This is a genomic window from Loktanella sp. M215, assembly GCF_021735925.1.
GTDB lineage: Bacteria > Pseudomonadota > Alphaproteobacteria > Rhodobacterales > Rhodobacteraceae > Loktanella.
The window spans coordinates 719,367-741,259 of the sequence record NZ_WMEA01000001.1 but is presented as its reverse complement, the minus strand read 5'-3'; the positions used below and the strand labels follow the sequence as shown (position 1 = coordinate 741,259).

Sequence of the window (21,893 nt, the reverse complement as noted above, 5' to 3'; positions counted from 1 at the left end):
GGGACCTGTGCCCCGACAGAAAGGAGGCTCTGATGAGCCCCAGAGACGAGATACCGAACCTGCGCGGCATGGATGGCGAAGGCTCTGTCCAGGTGCATCAGGACGTCGAGGACAAGATCGAGGGGGCCAAGGTCTTTGCGGTCTATGGCAAGGGCGGGATCGGCAAGTCGACGACATCGTCGAACCTGTCGGCAGCCTTTTCCAAGCTGGGCAAGCGGGTGCTGCAGATCGGCTGCGATCCCAAGCATGACAGCACCTTTACCCTGACCGGCACGCTGGTGCCGACGGTCATCGATATCCTCAAGGACGTCGATTTCCACGCAGAGGAGCTGCGGCCCGAGGATTTCGTGTTCGAAGGCTACAACGGTGTGAAATGCGTGGAGGCGGGCGGCCCGCCTGCCGGCACCGGCTGCGGCGGCTATGTCGTGGGCCAGACGGTGAAACTGCTCAAGCAGCATCACCTGCTGGAAGACACCGACGTCGTGATCTTCGACGTGCTGGGCGACGTGGTTTGTGGCGGCTTTGCGGCCCCCTTGCAGCACGCGGACCGGGCGCTGATCGTGACCGCCAACGATTTCGACAGCATCTATGCGATGAACCGGATCATCGCGGCGGTGCAGGCGAAATCGTCCAACTACAAGGTGCGGCTGGCCGGCTGCGTCGCCAACCGCAGCAAGGACACGGACGAGGTGGACCGGTATTGCCGCACCGTGGGCTTCAACCGGCTGGCGCATATGCCCGATCTGGACGCGATCCGCCGCAGCCGTCTGAAGAAGAAGACCCTGTTCGAGATGCCCGACGACGAAGACGTCGTGATGGTCCGCAAGGAATACATCCGGCTGGCCGAAACGCTGTGGAATGGCACCCTGCCGATGGCACCCGAATGTCTGCCCGACCGCGAAATCTTTGAACTGCTGGGGTTCGACTGATGTCCCATTACGCCGCCACACGCGACCGGGTCGAGGATTACTTCGACCGTTCCGCCACGCAGGTCTGGGCGCGCCTGACGTCCGATGCGCCGGTCAGCGGCATCCGCGCCACCGTGCGCGCGGGCCGCGACCGGATGCGGGATCTGCTGCTGGCGCAACTGCCCGCAGACCTGACAGGGTGCCGTGTGCTGGATGCCGGTTGCGGCACCGGGGCGGCCTCTGTCGCGATGGCAGAGCGCGGGGCAGAGGTCGTGGGCGTCGATATTTCGCCGGCCTTGATCGACATCGCGCGGCGCCGGATGCCAGACCATCTGGCGGACCGGATCACCTGGGTCGCGGGTGACATGCTGGAGGCGACCACAGGGTCCTTCGATCATGCCATCGCGATGGATTCGATGATCTATTACTCTGCCGCGGACATTGCCGATGTGCTGGACCGTGCGGCACCGCGCATCAGCGGTCGGTTTGCCTTTACCCTCGCCCCGCGCACACCGCTGCTGATGGCGATGTTCCGTATGGGCAAGCTCTTTCCCCGCGCCGACCGCAGCCCGCAGATGGTGCCCCACACCGCCCGCGGCATCGCGCAGGCGCTGCGTGACGCCGCCGTGCCCGGCCACCTGCGCGAGGTCGAGCGTGTGACTTCCGGCTTCTACATCTCCACCGCCTATGTGTTCGAGGACGCAAGATGATCATCAAGGCCAACACCCTGAAACGCCTGTCGCTGAAGGCGCTGCCCTTCGCCGATGCCGCAAGCCCCGACCTGCCGCTGCGCCAGCTGTTGCGGCTGAGCCTGTTCCAGGTCTCGGTCGGCATGGCGGGCGTCATGCTGCTGGGCACCTTGAACCGCGTGATGATCGTGGAGCTGGGCATTCCCGCCATGCTGGTCGCGCTGATGATCGCGATTCCGGTGCTGGTGGCCCCCTTCCGCGCGCTGGTGGGCTTCAAGTCCGACAATTACCGCTCTGCCATCGGGTGGAAGCGGATTCCCTACCTGTGGTTCGGCACCCTGTGGCAGTTCGGCGGTCTGGCGATCATGCCGATGGCGCTGCTGGTGCTGGCCGGCGACCGGGCGATCGACGTCGACTGGGCCGGCTATGTCGGCGCGGGTCTGGCGTTCCTGATGACCGGCCTTGGCATGCACATGACGCAGACCGCCGGTCTGGCACTGGCTGCCGACCGCGCGACCGAAGAAACGCGGCCCAAGGTCGTGGCCCTTCTTTACGTGATGCTGCTGGTCGGTATGGCGATTTCGTCCATCATCATCGGCGCCTTGCTGCGCGACTATTCCGCCCTGCGGCTGGTGCAGGTGGTGCAGGGCACCGCCGTTGTCACCATGCTGCTGAACGTCACCGCCCTGTGGAAGCAGGAACACGTCCAGCCGATGACCAAGGCCGAGCGCGAAGCGCAGGGCCCGACCTTCCGCGACGCCTGGCTTGATCTGACCAAGGGCGGCGATGCCGGCCGGCTGCTGGCGGTCGTGTTCCTTGGCACGCTGGCGTTCAACATGCAGGACGTCCTGCTGGAGCCTTACGGCGGCGAGATCCTCGGCCTGTCGGTCTCGGCCACGACGCTGCTGACGGCCAGCTGGGCGTTTGGTGCGCTGATCGGCTTTACCATGGCCGCCCGCTGGCTGGCCGCCGCGACCGATCCGATGCGGATGGCCGCGCGCGGCATCCTCGCCGGGCTTGCGGCTTTCTGCTGCGTCATCTTCGCGGCACCGCTGGGATCCACCGCGATGTTCTTTGCGGGGGCGGGACTCATCGGGTTCGGCGGGGGTCTTTTCGGCATCGCCACGCTGACCGCCGCCATGACCATGCCCGCCGTCGGTGCCGCCGGTCGCGGTCTGGCGCTGGGTGCCTGGGGGGCCGCACAGGCCACCGGGGCGGGCCTATCGATCTTTATCGGGGGCGCGATCCGCGACCTCGTCAATCATGCCGCCGGGAACGGCATGCTGTCCGAGGCGCTCGCCACGCCTGCCACCGGCTACTCGGTCGTCTACCACACCGAGATCGGCCTTCTGTTTATCACCCTCATCGTCCTTGGCCCGCTGGTGCGCGTCCGGGCCATGACCTCGGCAAGTGCGGGCAAGCTGCAGCTGTCCGACTTCCCCACCTGAAAGGACCACCCCCATGCTTGGCGTTACATTTTTCGGACATGTCGATCTGGCGCAGGTCGCGCTATATATGTTCTGGGTCTTCTTCGCGGGCCTCGTGATCTACCTTCAGCGCGAGAACATGCGCGAAGGGTATCCCCTGCGCAGTGACGACGACACCGTGCCCGCAAACGAAAGCCTCTGGCCGCTGCCCAGCCCCAAGACCTTTCACCTGCGCGATGGCCGCGGCGAAGTGACCGTGCCGAGCCTCGCGTTCGAGGCCGCGCACATGCGGACCGATCTGGCCCTTGCGCCGTCGTCGGTGGCGACAGGCAGCCCCTGGGTGCCGACCGGCAATCCGATGATCGACGGTGTCGGCCCCGCATCCTGGGCGCCGCGTCGCGATGTCCCCGAACTGGGGGCCCACGGCGAGGCCAAGATCCAGCCGATGTCCAGCCTGGCAGAGTTTCACATCTCGATGGGTCGCGACCCGCGCGGTCTGCCCGTCGTCGGCGGTGACGGCGAAGTCGTGGGTCGCGTCACCGACATGTGGATCGACGTGCCGGAACAGCTGGTCCGCTATCTGGTGGTCGATCTGAACCCCGAAGGCACCGGCCAGACCCGTCTGGTGCCGATGACCATGTCACGGATCATGTCCGACCGGGTCCGGGTCCGCGCGCTGTTTGCCCATAACTGGGCTGATATTCCGACGATCAAGGGGACCAACCAGATCACTTTGCTCGAAGAAGAAAAGATCATGGCCTACGTCGCCGGCGGCACGCTCTACGCCTCCGAGGCGCGGATCGGCACCGTTCTGTAAAGCAACCGGCGGCACCGGCCAGCCACCGGGGCCGCCACACGACAACGAGGGGAAGAGACATGCACGACGATTTCAAGTTCGAACCGGTCCGCGGCCTGCCAGAGGCCTTGCCGAAGGATGAACACATCATCTGGCAGGGCAGCCCGGTCGCCCGCCGTCTGTGGATCGAGGCGTTCAAGGCCAGATGGGTCGCGGGCTACTTCATCCTGCTGGCGGTCTGGCGGTTCGGCGTGTCCACCGCGGACAATTCGCTGGCCGGATCGGTCGTGCTGGCGACGCCCTTCCTGATCGGCGGCGCATTTGTTCTGTCGTTGCTTTACGGCCTTGCGTGGATCCAGTCGCGTGCGACGGTCTACACCCTGACGAACAAGCGGGTCGGCATGCGCATCGGTGCGGCGCTGACCATGACGCTGAACCTGCCCTATACCCAGATCGAAGCGGCGCAGCTTGACCTGCGCAAGGGCGGCAGCGGGACGCTGGCGTTCCTTCTGCCGCTTGACACGCGCCTGTCCTACCTGATGACATGGCCCCATGTCCGGCCCGGCCACATCAACCGGACCCAGGCCGCCCTGCGGTGCATCGCGGACGCCGAAACCGTCGCCCGCCACTTTACCGAAGCCGCCGAAACGCGGTTGAGCCAACCCACGGTCGAACGGCGCGACGCCGCTCTGCCCCATGCCGTCGCAGCGGAGTAAGCGCCATGACCCAAGCCGCCACCCGCATCCATAACTCCAAGGCCGAGGAGATGGTGCCCCGCGCCCTCGTCGTCGCCATGTTCACGCTGATGCTGGCGTCCCTGACGCTGGTCACCGTGTCGCGCCTGACCAATGCGCCGCACGCGGGCGTCGTGCCGGACTCTCCGGTCGTGAAATCGCTGGACATCGCACTGATCGGCGACCGCAGCGGCGCCTATGCCGCCGAGGCGACCGATGGCACCGTGCTGGCGATGTCCGACCAGAACAAGGCGGGCTTTATCGGCGTCATGGGCCGCGTCGTCGAACGCAAGCGCGTGACCGCCGGCCTGCCGGTGGCCGATCCGGTCACCCTGCAACTGCATGAAAACGGCACCCTGTCGATCATCGACCCGTCCACGGGAATGGACATCGCATTGATCGGCTACGGTGACGACAACGTGGCCGCCTTTGCGCGGCTGATCGACTGAACCGAAAACCCCCCAGCCTGCTGCAGGTTAGCCACCTTGCGGGCCAGATGTGAAAGGGAACGCACATGGGATTTTTTACGAAGGAACGCCAAACCGCCCCCTGCACCGTGACGATCAGTCACCGGTTCGAGGAACTCTCTGCTCACGTCCGCTTTGACGACGGCACCACGATCAACCCCGGTGACGAGGTGCAGGTGCAAGGCCCGGAAATCATGGCCGCCTTCGGCGAACTAGTCGAGGAAAAGCGCACCGCCGTCATCATGCGCGCAAGCAAGCTGGAACAGCTCTGGACCCGTGCGACGGGCGATTTCGAATTCATGGAACTCTGCGAGTTTTCATTCAGCGAGGAGGCCCTGTCATGAACATGCACTCATCCGACGCCACCACCGCCGAAGAAGCCATCGCAGCCCAAGAGGCCCTGCCGCCCCTGACCAACGAGGCCGCGACCGCCGTCGCGATGCAGAACACCCTGCTGACGCCACGCTTTTACACCACCGACTTTGCCGAGATGGACGCCATCGACGTGACCCCGGTGCGCGAGGAGTGGGACGCCCTGATCGCGCGCATGAAAAGCGATCCGAATAAGGGTCATTTCAAGAAGAACGAGGACTGGGACGACGTCGACTGGGACGGCATGGAGCCGAAGCTGAAGGCCGAATTCATCGACTTCCTGATCTCGTCGTGCACCGCCGAATTCTCGGGCTGCGTGCTGTATAAGGAAATGAAGCGCCGCGGCAGCAATCAGGACATCACGACCCTGTTCCAGCTGATGGCGCGGGACGAGGCGCGGCACGCCGGCTTCATCAACGACGCCCTGCGCGAGGCGGGGATCGCCGTGAACCTCGGCTTCCTCACGCAGTCCAAGAAATACACTTACTTCAGACCAAAGTTCATCTATTACGCAACCTATCTGTCCGAGAAGATCGGGTATGCGCGTTACATCACCATCTATCGCCACCTCGAGGCGCACCCGGAAAAGCGGTTCCACCCGATTTTCAAATGGTTCCGCGAATGGTGCAACGACGAGTTCAGCCACGGCGAGGCCTTTGCCTTGCTGATGAAGACCGATCCGAAACTGACGCAAAGCGTGCAGAACAAGCTGTGGATCAAGTTCTTCCTGACCGCCGTCTTCGCCACCATGTGGGTCCGCGATCACCAGCGGCCCGCGTTCCACGACGCGCTGGGCGTCGATCCCGCGTGGTACGGACAAGAGGTGTTCCGCAAGACGTCCGAGATCACCCGTCAGGTGTTCCCGATGACGCTCGACATCGACCATCCGCGCTGGATCCCCACGCTGAACCGGATTCAGGACGCCAATGTGCAGATCGCCGCCGGCGAAAAGCAGGGCGGGGTGGCTGGCAAGCTTAAGGCGCTGGGCGGCCGGATGAAGGCGGGCATGAACTTCGTCGGCCTGCTGACGATCCCGGTGCAACGCAACGCGGTGCCCGACAGCCCGCGGCTGGAACCGGCTTACTGATGGGCGTGCCTGTGTCATATGGTGCTGGGGGCTCTGCCCCCGGCCTGCGGCCTCCCCCGAAGTATTTGGGACCAGAAGAAGCATGATGGACGCACCCTGGATTGCAGCCCTGTCGGCCGTGTTCATCTGGTGGTTTTCCACCGGGGCGATCCTGCTGGTCGTGCGTCTGGCCGACCGGCTGGGCGGGGCGGCGCATCTGTGGGCCACGCTGGCGGGCCTGCCGCTGCTGGCGCTGGGGGCGGGTCTGGTGGCGATGTCGCTGGACAGCCACACGACCGGCGGCGTCTATCTGTCGTTTCTGGGGGCGCTGGCGATCTGGGGCTGGATCGAACTGGCCTTTCTGACCGGGGCCGTCACCGGTCCGGTCCGCGAGGATTGCCCGCCGGGCCTGACCGGCTGGGCGCGGTTCCAGCGTGCCTTCGGCACCGTGGCCTGGCATGAACTGGCGCTGGTGCTGGGATTGTTGGCGCTGGTGCTGGCTTCCAAGGGCGCGGTGAACCGGATCGCGCAGGCGACCTATCTGGTGCTGTTCCTGGCGCGGATCTGCGCCAAGCTGAACCTCTATTTCGGGGTGCCGCGCATCAACACGGAATTCGTGCCGCTGCGCCTGGCGCATCTGACGTCCTACTTTACCCGCGGGCCGGTCACACTGGCCTTTCCTGTCGCCATCACGGCCCTGACGGCCCTGCTGGCGGTCTGCGCCGAACGGTTGTGGAGCACGCAGGTGCCCGCCACCGCCACGGGCTTTGCGCTGCTGACCGCATTGGCGGCACTGGCGCTTCTCGAACACTGGTTGATGGTCATTCCATTGCCGGACGCGAAACTCTGGCGGTGGATGCTGCCCCGAACGAAAACTGTTGCAGAAAGCGAGACCCATGGATTTTGATGCCCTGTTCACCGACCAGCTCGACCAGCTCAAGCGCGACGGCAATTACCGCTATTTTGCAGAGCTCGAGCGCAAGGCCGGCAAGTTTCCCCGGGCCGCCAACCACAAGGACGGCGAAATCCGTGACGTCACCGTGTGGTGTTCGAACGACTACCTCGGCATGGGGCAGCACCCGGCGGTGATCGCCGCCATGTGCGAGGCGGTGCAGCGCACCGGCACCGGGGCAGGGGGCACGCGCAACATTTCCGGCACCAACCACGACCACCTGCTGCTGGAGGCGGAACTGGCCGACCTGCATGGCAAGGAGGCCGCACTGCTGTTCACGTCCGGCTACGTTTCCAACTGGGCGGCGCTGGGCACGCTGGGGTCGCGGCTGAAGGATTGCGTGATCCTGTCGGACGCGGGCAACCACGCCAGCATGATCGAAGGCATCCGCCATTCCCGGGCGACCAAGGTGATCTGGAAGCATAACGACGTGGCCGACCTCGAGGCGAAGCTGGCGGCCCTGCCTGCCGACGTGCCCAAGATCGTGGCCTTCGAATCGGTCTATTCGATGGACGGCGACGTGTCCCCGATCCGCGCCATCGTCGAGGTGGCCGAGAAATACGGCGCGATGACCTATCTGGACGAGGTCCACGGCGTCGGCCTCTATGGCCCGCGCGGTGGCGGCGTCAGCGAACAGGAAGGTGTCGCCGACCGCATCACGTTGATCGAGGGCACGCTGGGCAAGGCGTTCGGCGTCGTCGGCGGTTACATCGCCGGCTCTGCCGCCCTGTGCGATTTCATCCGCAGCTTTGCCAGCGGGTTCATCTTTACCACGGCCTTGCCGCCCGCGGTCGCCGCGGCGGCGCGCACCTCCATCGCGCACCTCAAGGTGTCTGACGCGGAACGCATCCAGCAACGCCGTCAGGTGGCGCGCCTGCGCGACGCGCTGGACCGGGCGGGCATTCCGCACATGATGAACGACAGCCACATCGTGCCGGTGATGATCAAAGATCCGGTCAAGACGCGGATGCTGGCCGATTATCTGATGCAGGAATGGGATATCTACGTGCAGCCGATCAACTATCCGACTGTGCCGAAGGGCACGGAACGTCTGCGTTTCACGCCGTCGCCGCTGCATACGGACGAAGATATCGACCACCTGATGGCGGCGCTGCGGACGCTCTGGCGGCAATGCGCCGTGTCCCATGCGGTGGCCTGATCACGCGGCCGTTTGACACGCGCACTGGACCTTGCGCTCTGCAGTGCTAGGTTGTTTGGTGACTGGGGCAAAACGGTCGTATTTGCTTTGATAAGGGAGAGACTGATGAAATTGACAACACTCGCGATGGCCTTGACGACCCTCGCCGCACCCGCTTTCGCCGAAAGCCACATGGCTGCCACGGATACCGCAATGGCCGCCCCCACGGGCGACGCCGCCGCCGGTGAAGAGCAGTTCAACAAGCAGTGCGTGGCATGCCACGTGGTGCAGGATCCGGCCACGGACGAGGTTCTGGCCGGCCGTAACGCCAAGGTCGGCCCGAACCTTTACGGTGTGGCCGGTCGTGTGGCGGGGACCCACGAAGGGTTCAACTACGGCGACTCGATCAAGGCCTACGGCGAAACCGGCGCCGTCTGGGACGAGGCGAACTTCGTGGCCTACGTGCAGGATCCGACAGGCTTCCTGCGCACAGCACTCGACGACAAACGCGCCCGCGGCAAGATGGCCTATCAGGTGCGTGACGAGGCGCAGGCCCACGACCTTTATGCCTTCCTCGCGACCTTCGGGACCGAAGGCATGCCCGCAGACGGTGAAGCACCCGCTGCCACGAACTGAGCAGACCTGACATACGATCACGAGGCCGTCGCACGCAGGTGCGGCGGCCTTTTGCGTTTACCTGATCTGGTCTGCGATCAGACCTGCGACCCGTTCGGGGGCTTCCTCGTGCGCCAGATGGCCCAGGGGCCCCATGCTGTGCTGGCGGGCGCTCGGCATCTGGCGCGCGGCGTCGCGACTGGTGGACGGCGGCACGGCAGAGTCGGCGTCGCCGGTCAGCAGCAGGACCGGGCTGGTGACGGCGGGCAGCCTTCGCGCCAGTCGTTGCAGGTCCCATTGCGCCATCATGGCGAGCGTGCCGTCCACGTGGTCCGTATCCGACGCAAGCCGCGCATAAAGCGCCTGACCCTGCGCATCGATCACCGATCCGGTGCCGGCCAGCAACTGCCGCACGCGCCCGGGCGTGGTCGTGGCGGCAAAGACCCGTGCCGTCAGCGGCACCGCCGCCATGGCCTTGGCCATCAGCGGAAAGAACAGCCCCGCCGCCCCCTTAAAGGTCGCCAGCGCCGCGTTGATGCCAACGACTCCGCAGCGCGGCTGCAAGCCATCCAGCGTCATCTGCAACGCGATCGGCACACCGGCGGAATGCCCGACGATCAGGTCGGGCGTCCAGCCTTCGTGCCGGCACAGCGCGATCAGGTCGGCGGCCATCTCGGCCACGCCGTGGCGGCCCCGGGTGCCGGTGCGTGTGAACCCCTGACCGGGCAGATCGACGGCCACGACGTGAAAATCGCGGGCAAGCAGGGGAAACACCCCGCGCCAGCTTTGCGTGGCCCCGCCCGCACCGTGCAGCAGCAGGATCGTGGGGCCTGACCCCTGTTCCTGCACGTGCCAGCGGTGCGGCGCAGACTCCACTTGGCGAGAGACCTCGGCCATCGGCCAGTCGGGCGGCGGCGGCCAGCGCATCAGTCCGCCAGCGCCGCGCCGACGGTGGCCGACAGGCGTGCCGCATCGGCGCGCGGCATGGCGAAATAGGGGGCGGCCAGCGTCGTCGCCAGCTGCCGCAGGGCATCGCTGGGCCGGTTGCCGGTGTCGATCACCAGTGCCGCGTGACCGGCCGCCCTGATCAGGCGGGCGGCAGTCTGGGCATCCGTGCCGGCCTGCACGCGGTCGGCGCGGCCATCGCGCGCGATATTGGCGCGCCCGTCGGTCAGGATGCAGACGGTCGGCGTCATGCCGCGCCGCGCCGCCTGACCGGCCAGCGTCATCGCCGCGTCCAGACCCGCCGCAAGGGGCGTCCCGCCGCCGCCGGGCAGGGCGGCCAGCCGCCGCTTGGTCTGCACCAGGCTGCGGGTCGGCGGCAACAGCACCTCTGCCCCGGTGCCGCGAAAGGCAACGAGCGCGACATGGTCGCGCCGCGCGTAGGCCTGCGCCAGCAGCAGTTCGACAGCCCCCTTCGCCTCGGCCAGCCGGGCAAGTGCGGCAGAGCCGGAGGCATCGACGGCAAAGATCAGCAGCCGCTCGGCCTGTTCGGCAAAGCGTCTGACGTGAATGTCTGTGGCGCGGATGTGCAACCCGTCACGCCCGGTTTCGTGCCGGCGGATCGTCTGCCAGGGGGCCGCCGCACGCAGCGTCGCCACCACGTCGATGCGCGCCCCGTCGTTCAGCCGACCGGCGCGAGACGGCAGCGGCCTGCCGCGCGACGTCCCCTTGCGCAGCGCTCCGGTCCCGTCGCCGCGTCCGGCGCGCGCCTTCTGCGCGGCCAGCCGCGCCAGCAGGTCATCGGGAATCAGGGCGCGGATCGCCTCCAGCAGCATCTCGTCGGGCATGTCCGGGGTGGCGTCGTCTGTCTCGGCCTCCGCCTCGCCGTTCTGCTGTTCGGGCGGCGGCGGGTCCGCCTCGGCCTCATCGGGCGGCATCTCTGGCACGCGGGTCGCGCGGTGCGACAGGGTCAGGGCGCAGGCCGCGGCCAGATCCGCGTCCGCGACGGCCGCATGACCCATCAGGACCGCATGGGCCCGCGCCGCGCGCAGCGTGAACCCGGTGGCCCGGGCGCTGTCGATGCCGCAGGCGGCGGCAAGAGAGGCGATCTGCGCGATCTGGTCGGCGCTGACAGTCACGGGATGCGGCGTCACGGCATCGCACGGTGGCCCGACCGCCTCGCGCAGCGGCACCTCGGTCAGGTCCACATGAAAGGCCAGACGTTCGGTCAGCGCGGCGGGGGGCGCCTCGTCCTCCGTCCCCTCGTCCAGTGCGATCAGCGGGCGGCGCACGGCGTCCAGATGCAGGCACAGCTTTGCCGCCAGATCCACAGGACAGCGTTCGGCCATCGCCAACAGCAGCGGTCCCGGTCGGTCCAGCACCCCGCCGCGCTGCACCAGCGCACCTGTCGCCAGCGTCGCCGTCAGATCCAGCCCGCCGTGCAGCGCATCGTCACCCATCGCGGGGTGCAGGCGGACGGCCTGCGGCAGGGGCAGGGCATCGCGCACCGGACCGGACCGCGCACGGATGCAGATCCCGCCCAGCCCCGGGTCGATCGCCAGCAGACTCAGGGCCAGCAGGGCATTGTCCCAGGCTTCAGCCAAGGGTTTCCTCCACGATCCGCCCGACGCGCGCGCCGGTTCCCGCCTCGTCCAGTGGATCGCGGCGCAGGCGGTGGCGCAGGGCCATCGGCGCCACGGCGCGGATATGGCTGCGGGTCAGCGCCGTGTCGTCGCGCCAGGCCGCATGGGCGCGGGCGGCCTTCAGCAAGGTCAACTCGCCGCGCAACCCGTCGGACCCCAAAGCCAGGCACAGCTCTGCCACGTCGCGCAGGTTCGCCTCGCTGGTGGTCAGGTCGCGCAATGCCTTGCGCGCGGTCACGATCCGGTCGCGGATCGTCGCATCCTCGGCCTGCCAGCGCAGCATGAAGGCGGTGGTGTCATTCTCGTAATCGTCGCGGCGGCGGATGACCTCGATCCGCGTCTCGATATCCTTCGGACTGGCGACCTCGACCGACAGGCCGAAGCGGTCCAGCAGTTGCGGGCGCAACTCGCCCTCTTCGGGGTTGCCCGATCCCACCAGCACGAATCGCGCCGCATGACGCACCGACAGCCCGTCGCGTTCCACCACGTTGACCCCCCCGATTGCGCCACGTCCAGCAGCAGGTCGACGATGTGATCCTCCAGCAGGTTCACCTCGTCGATATAAAGATATCCCCGGTTGGCCCGCGCCAGCAGACCGGGCTGAAACGCCCGTTCGCCCTGCGCCAGCGCCCGTTCGATATCCAGCGCCCCGGTCACGCGATCCTCTGACGCGCCCAGCGGCAGGTCGATGACGGGCGTCGGCACCTCTTTCGTCGTCTTCCCCGCGCGGGCCCAGTCCGGCACGTCCGCCACGCGGGCAGAGTTTACCGGGCAGCCCTCCACGACAGAGATCGGTGGCAGCAAGGCCGCCAGCGCCCGCACGGCGGTCGATTTGCCGGTGCCACGGTCGCCGAACACCAGCACCCCGCCGATGCTGGGGTCGATGGCGGTCAGGATCATCGCCTGCTTCATCTCTTCTTGCGCGACGATGGCGGAAAACGGGAAGGGTGCGGTCATGCGACCTCCTGCAATGGTGATGTGCCGCCCCATGTGCCGTGGTCTGACAGCACGGTGAAACGGGCGTAAAGCTCTTCGGCGAACCAGCCTTCGCGGCGGACGGCGCGGATCGCGTCGGCGTGGGGGCCGGTGCGGGCAAAGGCATCCATCGCCGCCTGATCCGGCCAGATCGAGAATGTCACCTGATGCAGCATCGGCACCTCTCCGATCCCGATCTTGAAGGTCACATTGGGATCGGCCCCGATCATGTCCGAAATGCGCGGCACCCGACGCCAGAACCGCCGCAGGATACCCGGCCGGATCGTGGCCCGTGTCAGCGCCGCAAGTGGGCCGGCGGGCGCGGGGCCGGTCGCGGTAAAGGGCACCTGTCCGGACCATTGCCCGCGCGCGCTGGTGGGCGTCAGGCACACGGTCCACGATTCGCTGGCGTGGTGGGCATAGCGGCGAAAGATCGCGGCCTCTGTCGTCCGTGCGGTCGCTGTCGCAGCATCGGGCCAGACCGCAAGGATCGCGATCACGGCAGGATTGGCCGTTGGCGTGAATCCATGGCCGATTCCCGCGCCGCACAGCTTCCAGAACCCGATATCGGGCGTTCGCGCCAATGGCCCGCGCGCAAACGCCATCATGCCAAGCGCCCAGGCGCGGGCGCGAAAGCCGGTAAAGCGGTAAAGGCTAAGGCTGACGGTCTGGCTCATCGGGTCCTGCGCTGATGTGTCAATCTATCGTGACACATTTTCCGCATCGCGCAACCCCGCTTGCCGTATTTGTCGCAGCCTTGAAAAAGATATTGTCAACTTTGATTGACACATTTAGCGTGATCCCATGAATCACAGTCACCCAGATCCCGCCTCCGACAACCGCGCCATCGTCATCGGTGCGGGTCTTGGCGGCTTGTCCGCCGCCATGCGCCTCGGCGCCAAGGGCTACGCCGTCACCGTCCTCGACAAGCTCGACCGGGTCGGCGGGCGCGGCAGTTCGGTCACGCAGGGCGGTCATCGCTTCGACCTTGGCCCGACCATCGTGACGGTCCCGCAGGTCTACGAAAACCTCTGGGCCGCCTGCGGGCGCGACTTTCACGCCGACGTCGATCTGCGCCCGCTCGCGCCCTATTACGAAATCCGCTGGCCGGATGGGTCGACCTTCCGTGTCAATGGCGACACCGAGGAGATGGCCGCCGAAGTCGCCCGCCTGTCGCCCGGCGACGTGAAGGGCTACCGCCGGTTCCTGCGCGACAGCCACGCCCGCTACAAGCTCGGGTTCGAAGGCATGGTCGCCCGCCCCATGCACAGCATCTGGGAGACGGTGAAGGTCCTGCCGCAATTCGCCAAGCTGCGCGCCGACCGCTCGATCCTTGGCCTCGCCAAGGCGCGGGTCAAGGACGAGCGTCTGCGCATGGCCCTGTCGTTCCATCCGCTGTTCATCGGGGGCGACCCGCGCAAGGTCACCTCGATCTATGCGCTGGTCAGCTATCTGGAAAAGGAATTCGGCGTCCACTACGCCATGGGCGGCGTGCAGGCGATTGCCGACGCGATGGCCGACGTGGTGCGGTCGCAAGGCGGCACGATCAAGCTGAACCAGCAGGTCGACCGGATCGCGATTGCGGACGGCGCGGCGCAGGGCGTCACGCTGCACGGCGGCCAGACGCTCTCTGCCCCGCTGGTGATCAGCAACGCCGACGCCGGGCATACCTATGGCACCTTGCTGAAGGACGCCCCGCGCAAGCGCTGGACCGACGCCAAGCTGAAAAAGCGGCGCTGGTCGATGGGCCTGTTCGTCTGGTATTTCGGCACTGCAGGCACGCGGGACAAATGGGCTGACGTGGGCCACCACACAATCCTGTCCGGCCCGCGCTACGACGGTCTGCTGCGCGACATCTTCCAAAACGGCAAGCTGGCCGACGACATGTCTCTCTATGTCCATCGCCCCTCCGTGACCGACCCTTCCGTGGCGCCTGCGGGCGGCGATACCTTCTACGCCCTGTCCCCCGTTCCGCACCTCGGCCACGCCAATCCCGTCGACTGGCAGGCCGAGAAGCTGCGCTATCGCGACAAGGTGGCGGCGGTCCTCGACACGCTGATCCCCGGCTTCCGCGATCACGTCACGACCGACCTGATCTACACGCCAGAGGATTTCCGCGACCGCTACCTCTCGCCCCACGGCTCCGGCTTCTCGCTTGAACCGCGCATCCTGCAATCCGCGTATTTCCGCCCCCACAACATCAGCGAAGAGGCGAAGGGCCTGTTCCTCGTCGGTGCGGGCACCCATCCGGGCGCCGGTGTCCCCGGCGTCGTCTCCAGCGCCGAGGTGCTGGGCAAGCTGATCCCCGACGCTCCCCCTGTTCCCGCACTGAAGATGGCCGCCGAATGACCGCACACGGCATCACCCCCGCCGACCTCGACCATTGCCGCGCGATGATCCGCACCGGGTCGCTGTCGTTTCACGCCGCCTCGCGCCTTTTGCCCGCAGGCGTCCGCGATCCGGCACTGGCGCTTTACGCCTTCTGCCGCCTCGCGGATGACGAGGTGGACGAGGGCACCGACAAGGCCAGCGCCGTGCTGCGGTTGCGGGACCGCCTCGACCTCGCCTACGCCGGGCGCCCCCGCAACGCGGCAGAGGATCGCGCCTTTGCCGCGATCGTCGCCGCCTACGACATGCCCCGCGCGCTACCCGATGCCCTGCTCGAAGGCCTCGCCTGGGACGCGCAGCATCGCCGCTACACCACGCTGTCCGACGTGCGCGCCTATTCCGCCCGCGTCGCGGCGGCTGTCGGGGCCATGATGTGCGTGCTGATGCAGGTGCGCTGCGCCGATACGCTGGCGCGCGCCTGTGACCTTGGCGTCGCCATGCAGTTGACCAACATCGCCCGCGACGTGGGCGAGGACGCGCGCGAAGGCCGCCTTTACCTGCCGACCGACTGGCTGGCCCGCGAAGGGCTGACCGAGGAGGCCTTTCTTGCGAACCCGCGCCCCGGCCCCGCGCAGCGCCGCATGGTCCGCCAACTGCTGGCCGAGGCCGACCACCTTTACCGCCGGTCAGAGGCCGGGATCGCGGGCCTGCCCCGGTCGGCCCGCCTTGGCATCTGGGCCGCGCGCTTGATCTATGACGGCATCGGCGGGCAGGTGCGGCGGCAGGGCTACGATTCGATCAGCCAGCGCGCCCATACGTCCCGCCTGCAGAAACTCGTCTGGATCGGGCAGGCGACGGGCCTGACCGCCGCGACCTTCCTGATGCCGCGCCCGGCCGTGATGTATGCCCCGCCACTGGCAGAGGTCGCTTTTCTGGTGGACGCCGCAGGCCGCCAGACGCGCCCCGCGCGCCGCTCGACCGCGGTGCTGGACACCCTTGCGGATCTGTCGCGGCGCGAGACGGGGCATGGACAGGGCCGCCAAAGCGCCTAGATAGAATGGGACTTGCCTCCGAAAGGTGCATATTCCATGTCCGTCACGCTGTTCCTGATCTTCCTCGCCGCGACCTTTGCCGCAGGCGCCACCGGCGCGCTGTTCCCGACGGGCGAGTGGTACAAGCGCCTGAACAAGCCTGCATGGACCCCGCCCAACTGGGCCTTCCCGATCATGTGGACCTCGATCTATCTGCTGATCTCGGTCGCGGGCGCGCGTGTGGCCCCGCTGGATGGCAACCAGTATGCCATGGCCTTCTGGGCCGCGCAGATCGCGTTGAACGCGCTGTGGACGCCGGTGTTCTTCGGGTTGCGCCGGCTGAAGGGGTCGCTGCCGATCATGGCCTGCCTCTGGCTCGCGGTGCTGGGGGCCACGGTCACGCATTTCCAGCTGGATTTCTGGGCCGGTCTGGCCTTCGTGCCCTATTTCCTGTGGGTTACCGTCGCGGGCGCGCTGAACTTTACCGTCTGGCGGCTGAACCCCGACCAGAAACCGCTGGAAATCCACAAACTGCCCTGACCCGGGGGTTGAAGCGGGCATGGCTTTGGTGACACCTTTGCCCATGTCGCATCACATTCCCACCTGGGCCGAAACCGCCCCCCGCCTTGTTGCCGTGGCCGCTGGCCGCAGCCCCGCCGATCTGGTCGTGCACAACGTCCGTCTGGTCAACGTCCAAAGCCGCGAGGTGCTGGACGGCTGGCAGGTCGCCGTCGCGGCGGGGCGTTTCGCCTACGTCGGCCCCGACGCCAGCCACTGCATCGGCGCGGCGACGCAGGTCATCGACGGGCAGGGCCGCTACCTGATCCCCGGCCTGTGCGACGCGCATATGCACATCGAAAGCGGGATGCTGACGCCCGCCGAATTTGCCGCCGCTGTGATCCCCCATGGCACGACCAGCATGTTCACCGACCCGCACGAGATCGCCAACGTGCTTGGATTGGCGGGCGTGCGGATGATGCACGACGAGGCGCTGATGCAGCCCGTCAATATCTTCACCCAGATGCCGTCCTGCGCCCCATCTGCCCCCGGTCTGGAAACGACGGGGTATGAAATCAGTGCCGAAGACGTGGCCGAGGCGATGCAATGGCCCGGCATCATCGGCCTGGGCGAGATGATGAACTTCCCCGGTGTGATCAACGGCGACGCGCAGATGCTGGCCGAAATGGCAGCCACCATGCGCGCTGGCAAGACCGTGGGCGGCCATTTCGCCAGCCCCGACAAGGGCGTGCCCTTTCATGCCTACGCCGCCGGTGGGGCCGCCGACGATCACGAAGGCACCGCCGAATCCGACGCCATCGCCCGCGTGCGGCAGGGGATGCGCAGCATGATGCGGCTGGGATCGGCGTGGTATGACGTCGAAAGCCAGATCACCGCCGTGACCGAACGCGGCCTTGATCCGCGCAACTTCATCCTGTGCACCGACGATTGCATGGCGGGCACGCTGGTGAACGAAGGCCACATGAACCGCGTCGTGCGCCACGCGATTGCCTGCGGCTGCGACCCGGTGATCGCGCTCCAGATGGCGACGATCAACACCGCGACGCATTTCGGGCTGGAACGCGAACTGGGCAGCATCGCGCCGGGGCGGCGGGCTGACATGATCCTGACATCCGACCTTGTCACCCTCCCAATCGAGCATGTGATCGCGCGGGGACAGACGGTGGCAATCGACGGCAAGATCACGGTGGACTGCCCGCATTACGACTGGCCTGCCACAGCACGGCAGACCGTGCATCTGGGCAAGGTGCTCGACGCGCAGGACTTCGCGGTAAAGGCCCCCGAGGGCGCCAATGCCGTCACCGCCAAGGTCATCGGCGTCGTCGAAAATCAGGCCCCCACCAAGGCGCTGACGTTTGAGCTCCCCGTTACCGAAGGCCGCGTGCAGGCGACGGGAGAGGTCTGCCAGATCGCCCTCGTCGAACGCCACCGGGGGACGGGCGGCGTCACCAACGGCTTCGTCTCGGGCTTCGGTTACACCGGCCGCATGGCCATCGCCTCGACCGTGGCGCATGACAGCCACCACATGATCGTCGTCGGCACCGACCGGGACATGATGGCCGCCGCCGCGAACCGGCTGGGCGCTGTCGGCGGCGGTATCACCGTCTGGAAGGACGGGGCAGAGATCGCGCTGGTCCGCCTGCCCATCGCCGGCCTGATGTCCGACCGGCCAGCGGCAGAGGTCGCTTCCGACGCCGACGCGATGGTCGCCGCCATGGCCGACTGCGGCTGCACCCTGCACAACGCCTACATGCAGCATTCGCTGCTGGCCCTCGTCGTGATCCCGGAACTCAGGATCAGCGACCTCGGCCTCGTGGACGTCACCGCATTCAAACTCACCCCACTGTTCGAGGGCCCGCAATGACCGATATCCGCGCCCTGCGCTGCCCCGATGTGCCCGCACCCGAAATCTTCGATGATGCCGCCGCTGCCGTCGCCCGTCTCTGTGCGCTTCACGATGCCGCGACCGGCTTTCTGACCACGCATTTCAGCGAGGTCCTGCGCACGGGGCAATCCGACGCGAGCTACCGCGCCTATTATCCCGAAATCCGCCTGACCACGACCAGTTATGCCCCAACCGACAGCCGCCTGTCCTTCGGTCACGTCCCGCAGCCCGGCACCTATTCCACCACCGTCACCCGGCCGGACCTGTTCCGCCACTACCTCGAACAGCAGATCGGCCTGTTGATGCAGAACCACCGGGTGCCGGTGACGATCGGTGCATCCACCACGCCCATGCCGGTGCATTTCGCCGTCGCCAACGACGCGAGCGTCACGGTCCCGCAGGAAGGGGCCGCCGATTTCCACCTGCGCGACATCTTCGATGTGCCCGACCTGTCCACGACCCACGACGACATCGTGAACGGTCACGGCTTCCTTTATCCCGACGGCGCCGCACCGCTGGCCCCCTTCACCGCACAGCGCGTGGACTACTCGCTCGCCCGGTTGTCGCATTACACCGCGACCGATGCGGCGCATTTCCAGAACCATGTCCTGTTCACAAACTACCAGTTCTATATCGAGGAGTTCGAGGCCTTCGCCCGCCGGATGCTGGCCGATCCCGACAGCGGCTATACCGCTTTCGTCGGGCCGGGCAATCAGGTCATCACGGATGCGGACGCCGTCATGCATATCCCGGCCAAGCTGCCGCAGATGCCGACCTATCACCTCAAGCGCAGGCAAGGCGCCGGCATCACGCTGGTCAACATCGGCGTCGGCCCGTCCAATGCCAAGACCGCGACCGACCACATCGCCGTCCTGCGCCCCCACGCCTGGCTGATGGTCGGGCACTGCGCCGGCCTGCGCAATTCGCAACGCCTGGGCGATTTCGTCCTCGCCCACGCCTACCTGCGCGAAGATCACGTCCTCGATGACGATCTGCCGGTCTGGGTGCCGATCCCCGCACTGGCGGAAATCCAGATCGCCCTCGAAGACGCGGTCGAGGCGGTGACCAAGCTGGAAGGCTACGAGCTGAAGCGGATCATGCGCACCGGCACTGTCGCCACGATCGACAACCGGAACTGGGAATTGCGCGACCACTCCGGCCCGGTGCAGCGCCTGTCGCAATCCCGCGCCGTGGCGCTCGACATGGAAAGTGCGACCATCGCCGCCAACGGATTCCGGTTCCGCGTGCCCTACGGCACCCTGCTCTGCGTCAGTGACAAGCCCCTGCACGGAGAGCTGAAGCTGCCCGGCATGGCCTCTGATTTCTATCGCACGCAGGTCGCGAACCACCTGATGATCGGCATCCGCGCGATGGAAGCGCTGCGCGAAATGCCGCTGGAACGCATCCACAGCCGCAAATTGCGTAGCTTTGAAGAGACAGCTTTCCTCTGAACCCCGAAAAACAGGCGTTTTCGCGTGTTTTGGGGCTTGCGCGTCCGCACAAAGCGTTGTGGTGTCACGCAACATGACGTTAAATGACCGGCAATCGGCCCCATAGACGGGGCATCTTCAGGGAGACACGACCAATGGCAACCAAACCGATGACCAAGGCCGCACTTGTGACGGCACTGTCGGAAAAGACCGGCATGGACAAGAAGTCCGCAGGTGCTGCACTGGACGCCGTGACCGAGATCATCACGGACGAAGTGTCCGGCGGCGGCGCAGTGACCCTGCCCGGTGTCGGCAAGATCTACTGCCGCGAGCGTCCCGAGCGGATGGTGCGCAACCCAGCCACCGGCGAGCAGATGAAGAAGGACGCCGACAAGGTCGTCAAGATGACCATTGCCAAGGCGCTGAAGGACAGCGTCAACGGCTGATCTTGCATCTTGCACGGATTAGGGAAAGGGTCGCCACGGGCGGCCCTTTTTCGTTGAGGTGATATGGATTTCAAGGCTTTGTTCATGGGCTTCGCCTTTGCGGCGATGTGGTCTTCGGCCTTCACCTCGGCGCATGTCATCGTGGCATACGCGCCACCGTTGACGGCGCTGTCCCTGCGGTTCCTGATCTCTGGCCTGCTGGGCTGCGCCATCGCCTTGGCGCTGGGCCAGTCGTTCCGCCTGACGCGCCGCCAGTGGACTGGCGTGCTCGTCTTCGGGCTTTGCCAGAACGCGCTTTACCTCGGGCTGAACTTCGTCGCGATGCAGACGGTGCAGGCCTCGCTCGCCGCGATCATCGCCTCGACCATGCCGCTGCTGGTGGCGCTGTCCGGCTGGCTGATCTTCGGCACGAAGGTGCGGCCTCTGGGCATCGCCGGTCTGGTCGCCGGCGTCGTGGGCGTGTCGCTGATCATGGGCGCGCGGCTGACGGGCGGCACGGATGTCATGGGTCTGCTGCTGCTGATCGTCGGTGTCGTGGCACTGACGGCGGCGACGCTGGCGGTGATGGGCGCCTCGTCTGGGGGCAACGTGCTGGCCATCGTGGGCCTGCAACTGCTGGTCGGGTCCGTCCTGACGGCGATCCCGGCCATCCTGACAGAACCTTTCGTCGTGGACTGGAACGCCCATCTGATCATCGCCTTCTTCTATACCACGCTGGTCCCGGGACTGGCGGCCACCTGGGTCTGGTTCCTGCTGGTCGGCCGGATCGGCGCCGTCCGCGCCAGCACGTTTCACTTCCTGAACCCGTTCCTCGGCGTGCTGATCGCCGCAGGTTTTCTGGGCGAACGCATTGGGCCGCTGGACGTGGTGGGCGTCATCATCATCGCCGGCGGTATTCTGGCGGTCCAGCTGAGCAAGCAGACCACAGCATCACCCTAACGTGATCTAAATTTGATGACGGGTGGAACCAGAGGTGCGATGGGCCGTTAACCCAACGCAAATAGGGAAGGTCTTACCATGCGCAGCGTTATTTATGTCATCGGTCTGGTTGTCGTGGTCATCTTCGTTCTGAAGATCGCCGGCGTCTACTAAGCCACATTCAGTTTAAGTTGTAACGGCCGCGTCGATCCCCGGATCGCGCGGCCTTTTTCATGTGTCCAGCCGCTCTTGCTGCAAAAACGCCTCAAAGGCATCCAGATCAAGGCCCGCGATCTGGCCGAACCCCTGCATCCACACCGCTGCGTCGCGCAGGGCGTCAGGTTCCAGCTTGCACCACTTCACCCGCCCCCGCTTTTCCTGAGAGATCAGGCCAGCCGCCGTCAGCACCCCCAGATGTTTCGAAATCGCCGCCAGCGACATCTGGAACGGTTCGGCCACGTCGGTCACCGCCATGTCGTCTTCCAGCAGCATGGCAAGGATCGCCCGCCGGGTCGGGTCCGCAAGGGCCGAAAATGTGCTGTCCAGATCCGATGTCATGGGGCCATTAGGCGGCGGCCTTTCGAAACGTCAACCAGATGGTTGAATGACATC

The 21,893-nt window shown here is 66.4% G+C and carries 22 protein-coding genes and 1 pseudogene; 18 read left to right on the top strand and 5 right to left on the bottom strand.

Annotated elements, in window-relative coordinates; genetic code table 11:
* The first annotated feature begins 32 nt into the window (after nt 1-32).
* The 11 genes from bchL to GLR48_RS03565 all read left to right on the top strand — a co-directional run bounded on the left by bchL (nt 33) and on the right by GLR48_RS03565 (nt 9,185).
* On the top strand, nt 33-929 hold the full coding sequence (gene bchL, locus GLR48_RS03615) for a ferredoxin:protochlorophyllide reductase (ATP-dependent) iron-sulfur ATP-binding protein (protein ID WP_237058737.1): 897 nt from the start codon (nt 33-35) through the stop codon (nt 927-929).
* Nucleotides 929-1,618, top strand: coding sequence for a magnesium protoporphyrin IX methyltransferase (bchM, locus tag GLR48_RS03610; protein ID WP_237058725.1), 690 nt, complete (start codon nt 929-931; stop codon nt 1,616-1,618). The genes bchL and bchM overlap by 1 nt, the downstream gene beginning before the upstream one ends.
* A complete protein-coding gene (locus GLR48_RS03605; RefSeq protein WP_237058724.1) occupies nt 1,615-3,045 on the top strand; it encodes a PucC family protein in 1,431 nt (476 codons plus the stop codon). The genes bchM and GLR48_RS03605 overlap by 4 nt, the downstream gene beginning before the upstream one ends.
* 13 nt (nt 3,046-3,058) lie before the next feature.
* Nucleotides 3,059-3,841, top strand: a complete 783-nt coding sequence (gene puhA, locus GLR48_RS03600) for a photosynthetic reaction center subunit H (RefSeq protein WP_237058723.1) — start codon at nt 3,059-3,061, stop codon at nt 3,839-3,841.
* 59 nt (nt 3,842-3,900) lie between these two features.
* The gene (gene puhB, locus GLR48_RS03595) at nt 3,901-4,536 is read left to right on the top strand and encodes a photosynthetic complex putative assembly protein PuhB (protein WP_237058722.1); all 636 of its coding nucleotides are present in this window, start codon (nt 3,901-3,903) and stop codon (nt 4,534-4,536) included.
* 5 nt (nt 4,537-4,541) lie between these two features.
* On the top strand, nt 4,542-5,003 hold the full coding sequence (gene puhC / locus GLR48_RS03590) for a photosynthetic complex assembly protein PuhC (RefSeq protein WP_237058719.1): 462 nt from the start codon (nt 4,542-4,544) through the stop codon (nt 5,001-5,003).
* A 65-nt stretch (nt 5,004-5,068) separates the two neighbouring features.
* Nucleotides 5,069-5,365 carry a hypothetical protein gene (locus GLR48_RS03585; RefSeq protein WP_237058717.1) on the top strand — a complete coding sequence of 99 codons (297 nt, stop codon included), beginning with the start codon at nt 5,069-5,071 and terminating at the stop codon, nt 5,363-5,365.
* The gene (gene acsF / locus GLR48_RS03580) at nt 5,362-6,480 is read left to right on the top strand and encodes a magnesium-protoporphyrin IX monomethyl ester (oxidative) cyclase (protein ID WP_237058715.1); all 1,119 of its coding nucleotides are present in this window, start codon (nt 5,362-5,364) and stop codon (nt 6,478-6,480) included. Before GLR48_RS03585 ends, acsF begins: the two co-directional genes overlap by 4 nt.
* Before the next feature lie 85 nt (nt 6,481-6,565).
* Nucleotides 6,566-7,366: a putative photosynthetic complex assembly protein PuhE gene (gene puhE, locus GLR48_RS03575; protein ID WP_237064325.1), complete on the top strand. Its 801-nt coding sequence runs from the start codon at nt 6,566-6,568 to the stop codon at nt 7,364-7,366.
* Complete coding sequence (hemA, locus tag GLR48_RS03570; RefSeq protein WP_237058709.1) at nt 7,356-8,570, top strand: 5-aminolevulinate synthase; 1,215 nt, start codon at nt 7,356-7,358, stop codon at nt 8,568-8,570. The genes puhE and hemA overlap by 11 nt, the downstream gene beginning before the upstream one ends.
* A gap of 105 nt (nt 8,571-8,675) precedes the next feature.
* A complete protein-coding gene (locus GLR48_RS03565) occupies nt 8,676-9,185 on the top strand; it encodes a c-type cytochrome (protein WP_237058707.1) in 510 nt (169 codons plus the stop codon).
* A gap of 57 nt (nt 9,186-9,242) precedes the next feature.
* Here the strand turns inward: GLR48_RS03565 and bchO are convergent, their stop codons facing one another.
* The 4 genes and pseudogenes from bchO to crtA all read right to left on the bottom strand — a co-directional run bounded on the left by bchO (nt 9,243) and on the right by crtA (nt 13,401).
* Complete coding sequence (bchO, locus tag GLR48_RS03560; RefSeq protein WP_237058705.1) at nt 9,243-10,091, bottom strand: alpha/beta fold hydrolase BchO; 849 nt, start codon at nt 10,089-10,091, stop codon at nt 9,243-9,245.
* The gene (locus GLR48_RS03555; RefSeq protein WP_237058703.1) at nt 10,091-11,710 is read right to left on the bottom strand and encodes a magnesium chelatase subunit D; all 1,620 of its coding nucleotides are present in this window, start codon (nt 11,708-11,710) and stop codon (nt 10,091-10,093) included. Before GLR48_RS03555 ends, bchO begins: the two co-directional genes overlap by 1 nt.
* Nucleotides 11,703-12,706: pseudogene (bchI, locus tag GLR48_RS03550) on the bottom strand (magnesium chelatase ATPase subunit I). Before bchI ends, GLR48_RS03555 begins: the two are co-directional and overlap by 8 nt.
* Complete coding sequence (gene crtA / locus GLR48_RS03545) at nt 12,703-13,401, bottom strand: spheroidene monooxygenase (protein ID WP_237058701.1); 699 nt, start codon at nt 13,399-13,401, stop codon at nt 12,703-12,705. The pseudogene bchI and the gene crtA overlap by 4 nt, the downstream one beginning before the upstream one ends.
* 127 nt (nt 13,402-13,528) lie before the next feature.
* Here crtA and GLR48_RS03540 point away from each other — a divergent pair, with 127 nt between their 5' ends.
* The 7 genes from GLR48_RS03540 (at nt 13,529) to GLR48_RS03510 (ending at nt 21,302) form a co-directional block, all read left to right on the top strand.
* Nucleotides 13,529-15,073 carry a phytoene desaturase gene (locus GLR48_RS03540; protein WP_237058699.1) on the top strand — a complete coding sequence of 515 codons (1,545 nt, stop codon included), beginning with the start codon at nt 13,529-13,531 and terminating at the stop codon, nt 15,071-15,073.
* Complete coding sequence (gene crtB / locus GLR48_RS03535; protein ID WP_237058697.1) at nt 15,070-16,104, top strand: 15-cis-phytoene synthase; 1,035 nt, start codon at nt 15,070-15,072, stop codon at nt 16,102-16,104. Before GLR48_RS03540 ends, crtB begins: the two co-directional genes overlap by 4 nt.
* 36 nt (nt 16,105-16,140) lie before the next feature.
* Nucleotides 16,141-16,623: a tryptophan-rich sensory protein TspO gene (gene tspO / locus GLR48_RS03530; protein ID WP_237058695.1), complete on the top strand. Its 483-nt coding sequence runs from the start codon at nt 16,141-16,143 to the stop codon at nt 16,621-16,623.
* 43 nt (nt 16,624-16,666) lie between these two features.
* Entirely contained in the window at nt 16,667-18,466 is a 1,800-nt protein-coding gene (ade, locus tag GLR48_RS03525) for an adenine deaminase (protein ID WP_237064323.1), read from the top strand.
* Nucleotides 18,463-19,938, top strand: coding sequence for an AMP nucleosidase (locus GLR48_RS03520; RefSeq protein ID WP_237058694.1), 1,476 nt, complete (start codon nt 18,463-18,465; stop codon nt 19,936-19,938). Before ade ends, GLR48_RS03520 begins: the two co-directional genes overlap by 4 nt.
* A gap of 134 nt (nt 19,939-20,072) precedes the next feature.
* Nucleotides 20,073-20,363: an HU family DNA-binding protein gene (locus GLR48_RS03515; RefSeq protein WP_237058693.1), complete on the top strand. Its 291-nt coding sequence runs from the start codon at nt 20,073-20,075 to the stop codon at nt 20,361-20,363.
* Between the two features lie 63 nt (nt 20,364-20,426).
* Nucleotides 20,427-21,302, top strand: a complete 876-nt coding sequence (locus GLR48_RS03510; protein WP_237058692.1) for a DMT family transporter — start codon at nt 20,427-20,429, stop codon at nt 21,300-21,302.
* A gap of 210 nt (nt 21,303-21,512) precedes the next feature.
* On the opposite strand, the gene GLR48_RS03505 is transcribed toward GLR48_RS03510, so the two are convergent.
* Complete coding sequence (locus GLR48_RS03505; protein WP_237058691.1) at nt 21,513-21,839, bottom strand: ArsR/SmtB family transcription factor; 327 nt, start codon at nt 21,837-21,839, stop codon at nt 21,513-21,515.
* Between the last annotated feature and the right edge of the window lie 54 nt (nt 21,840-21,893).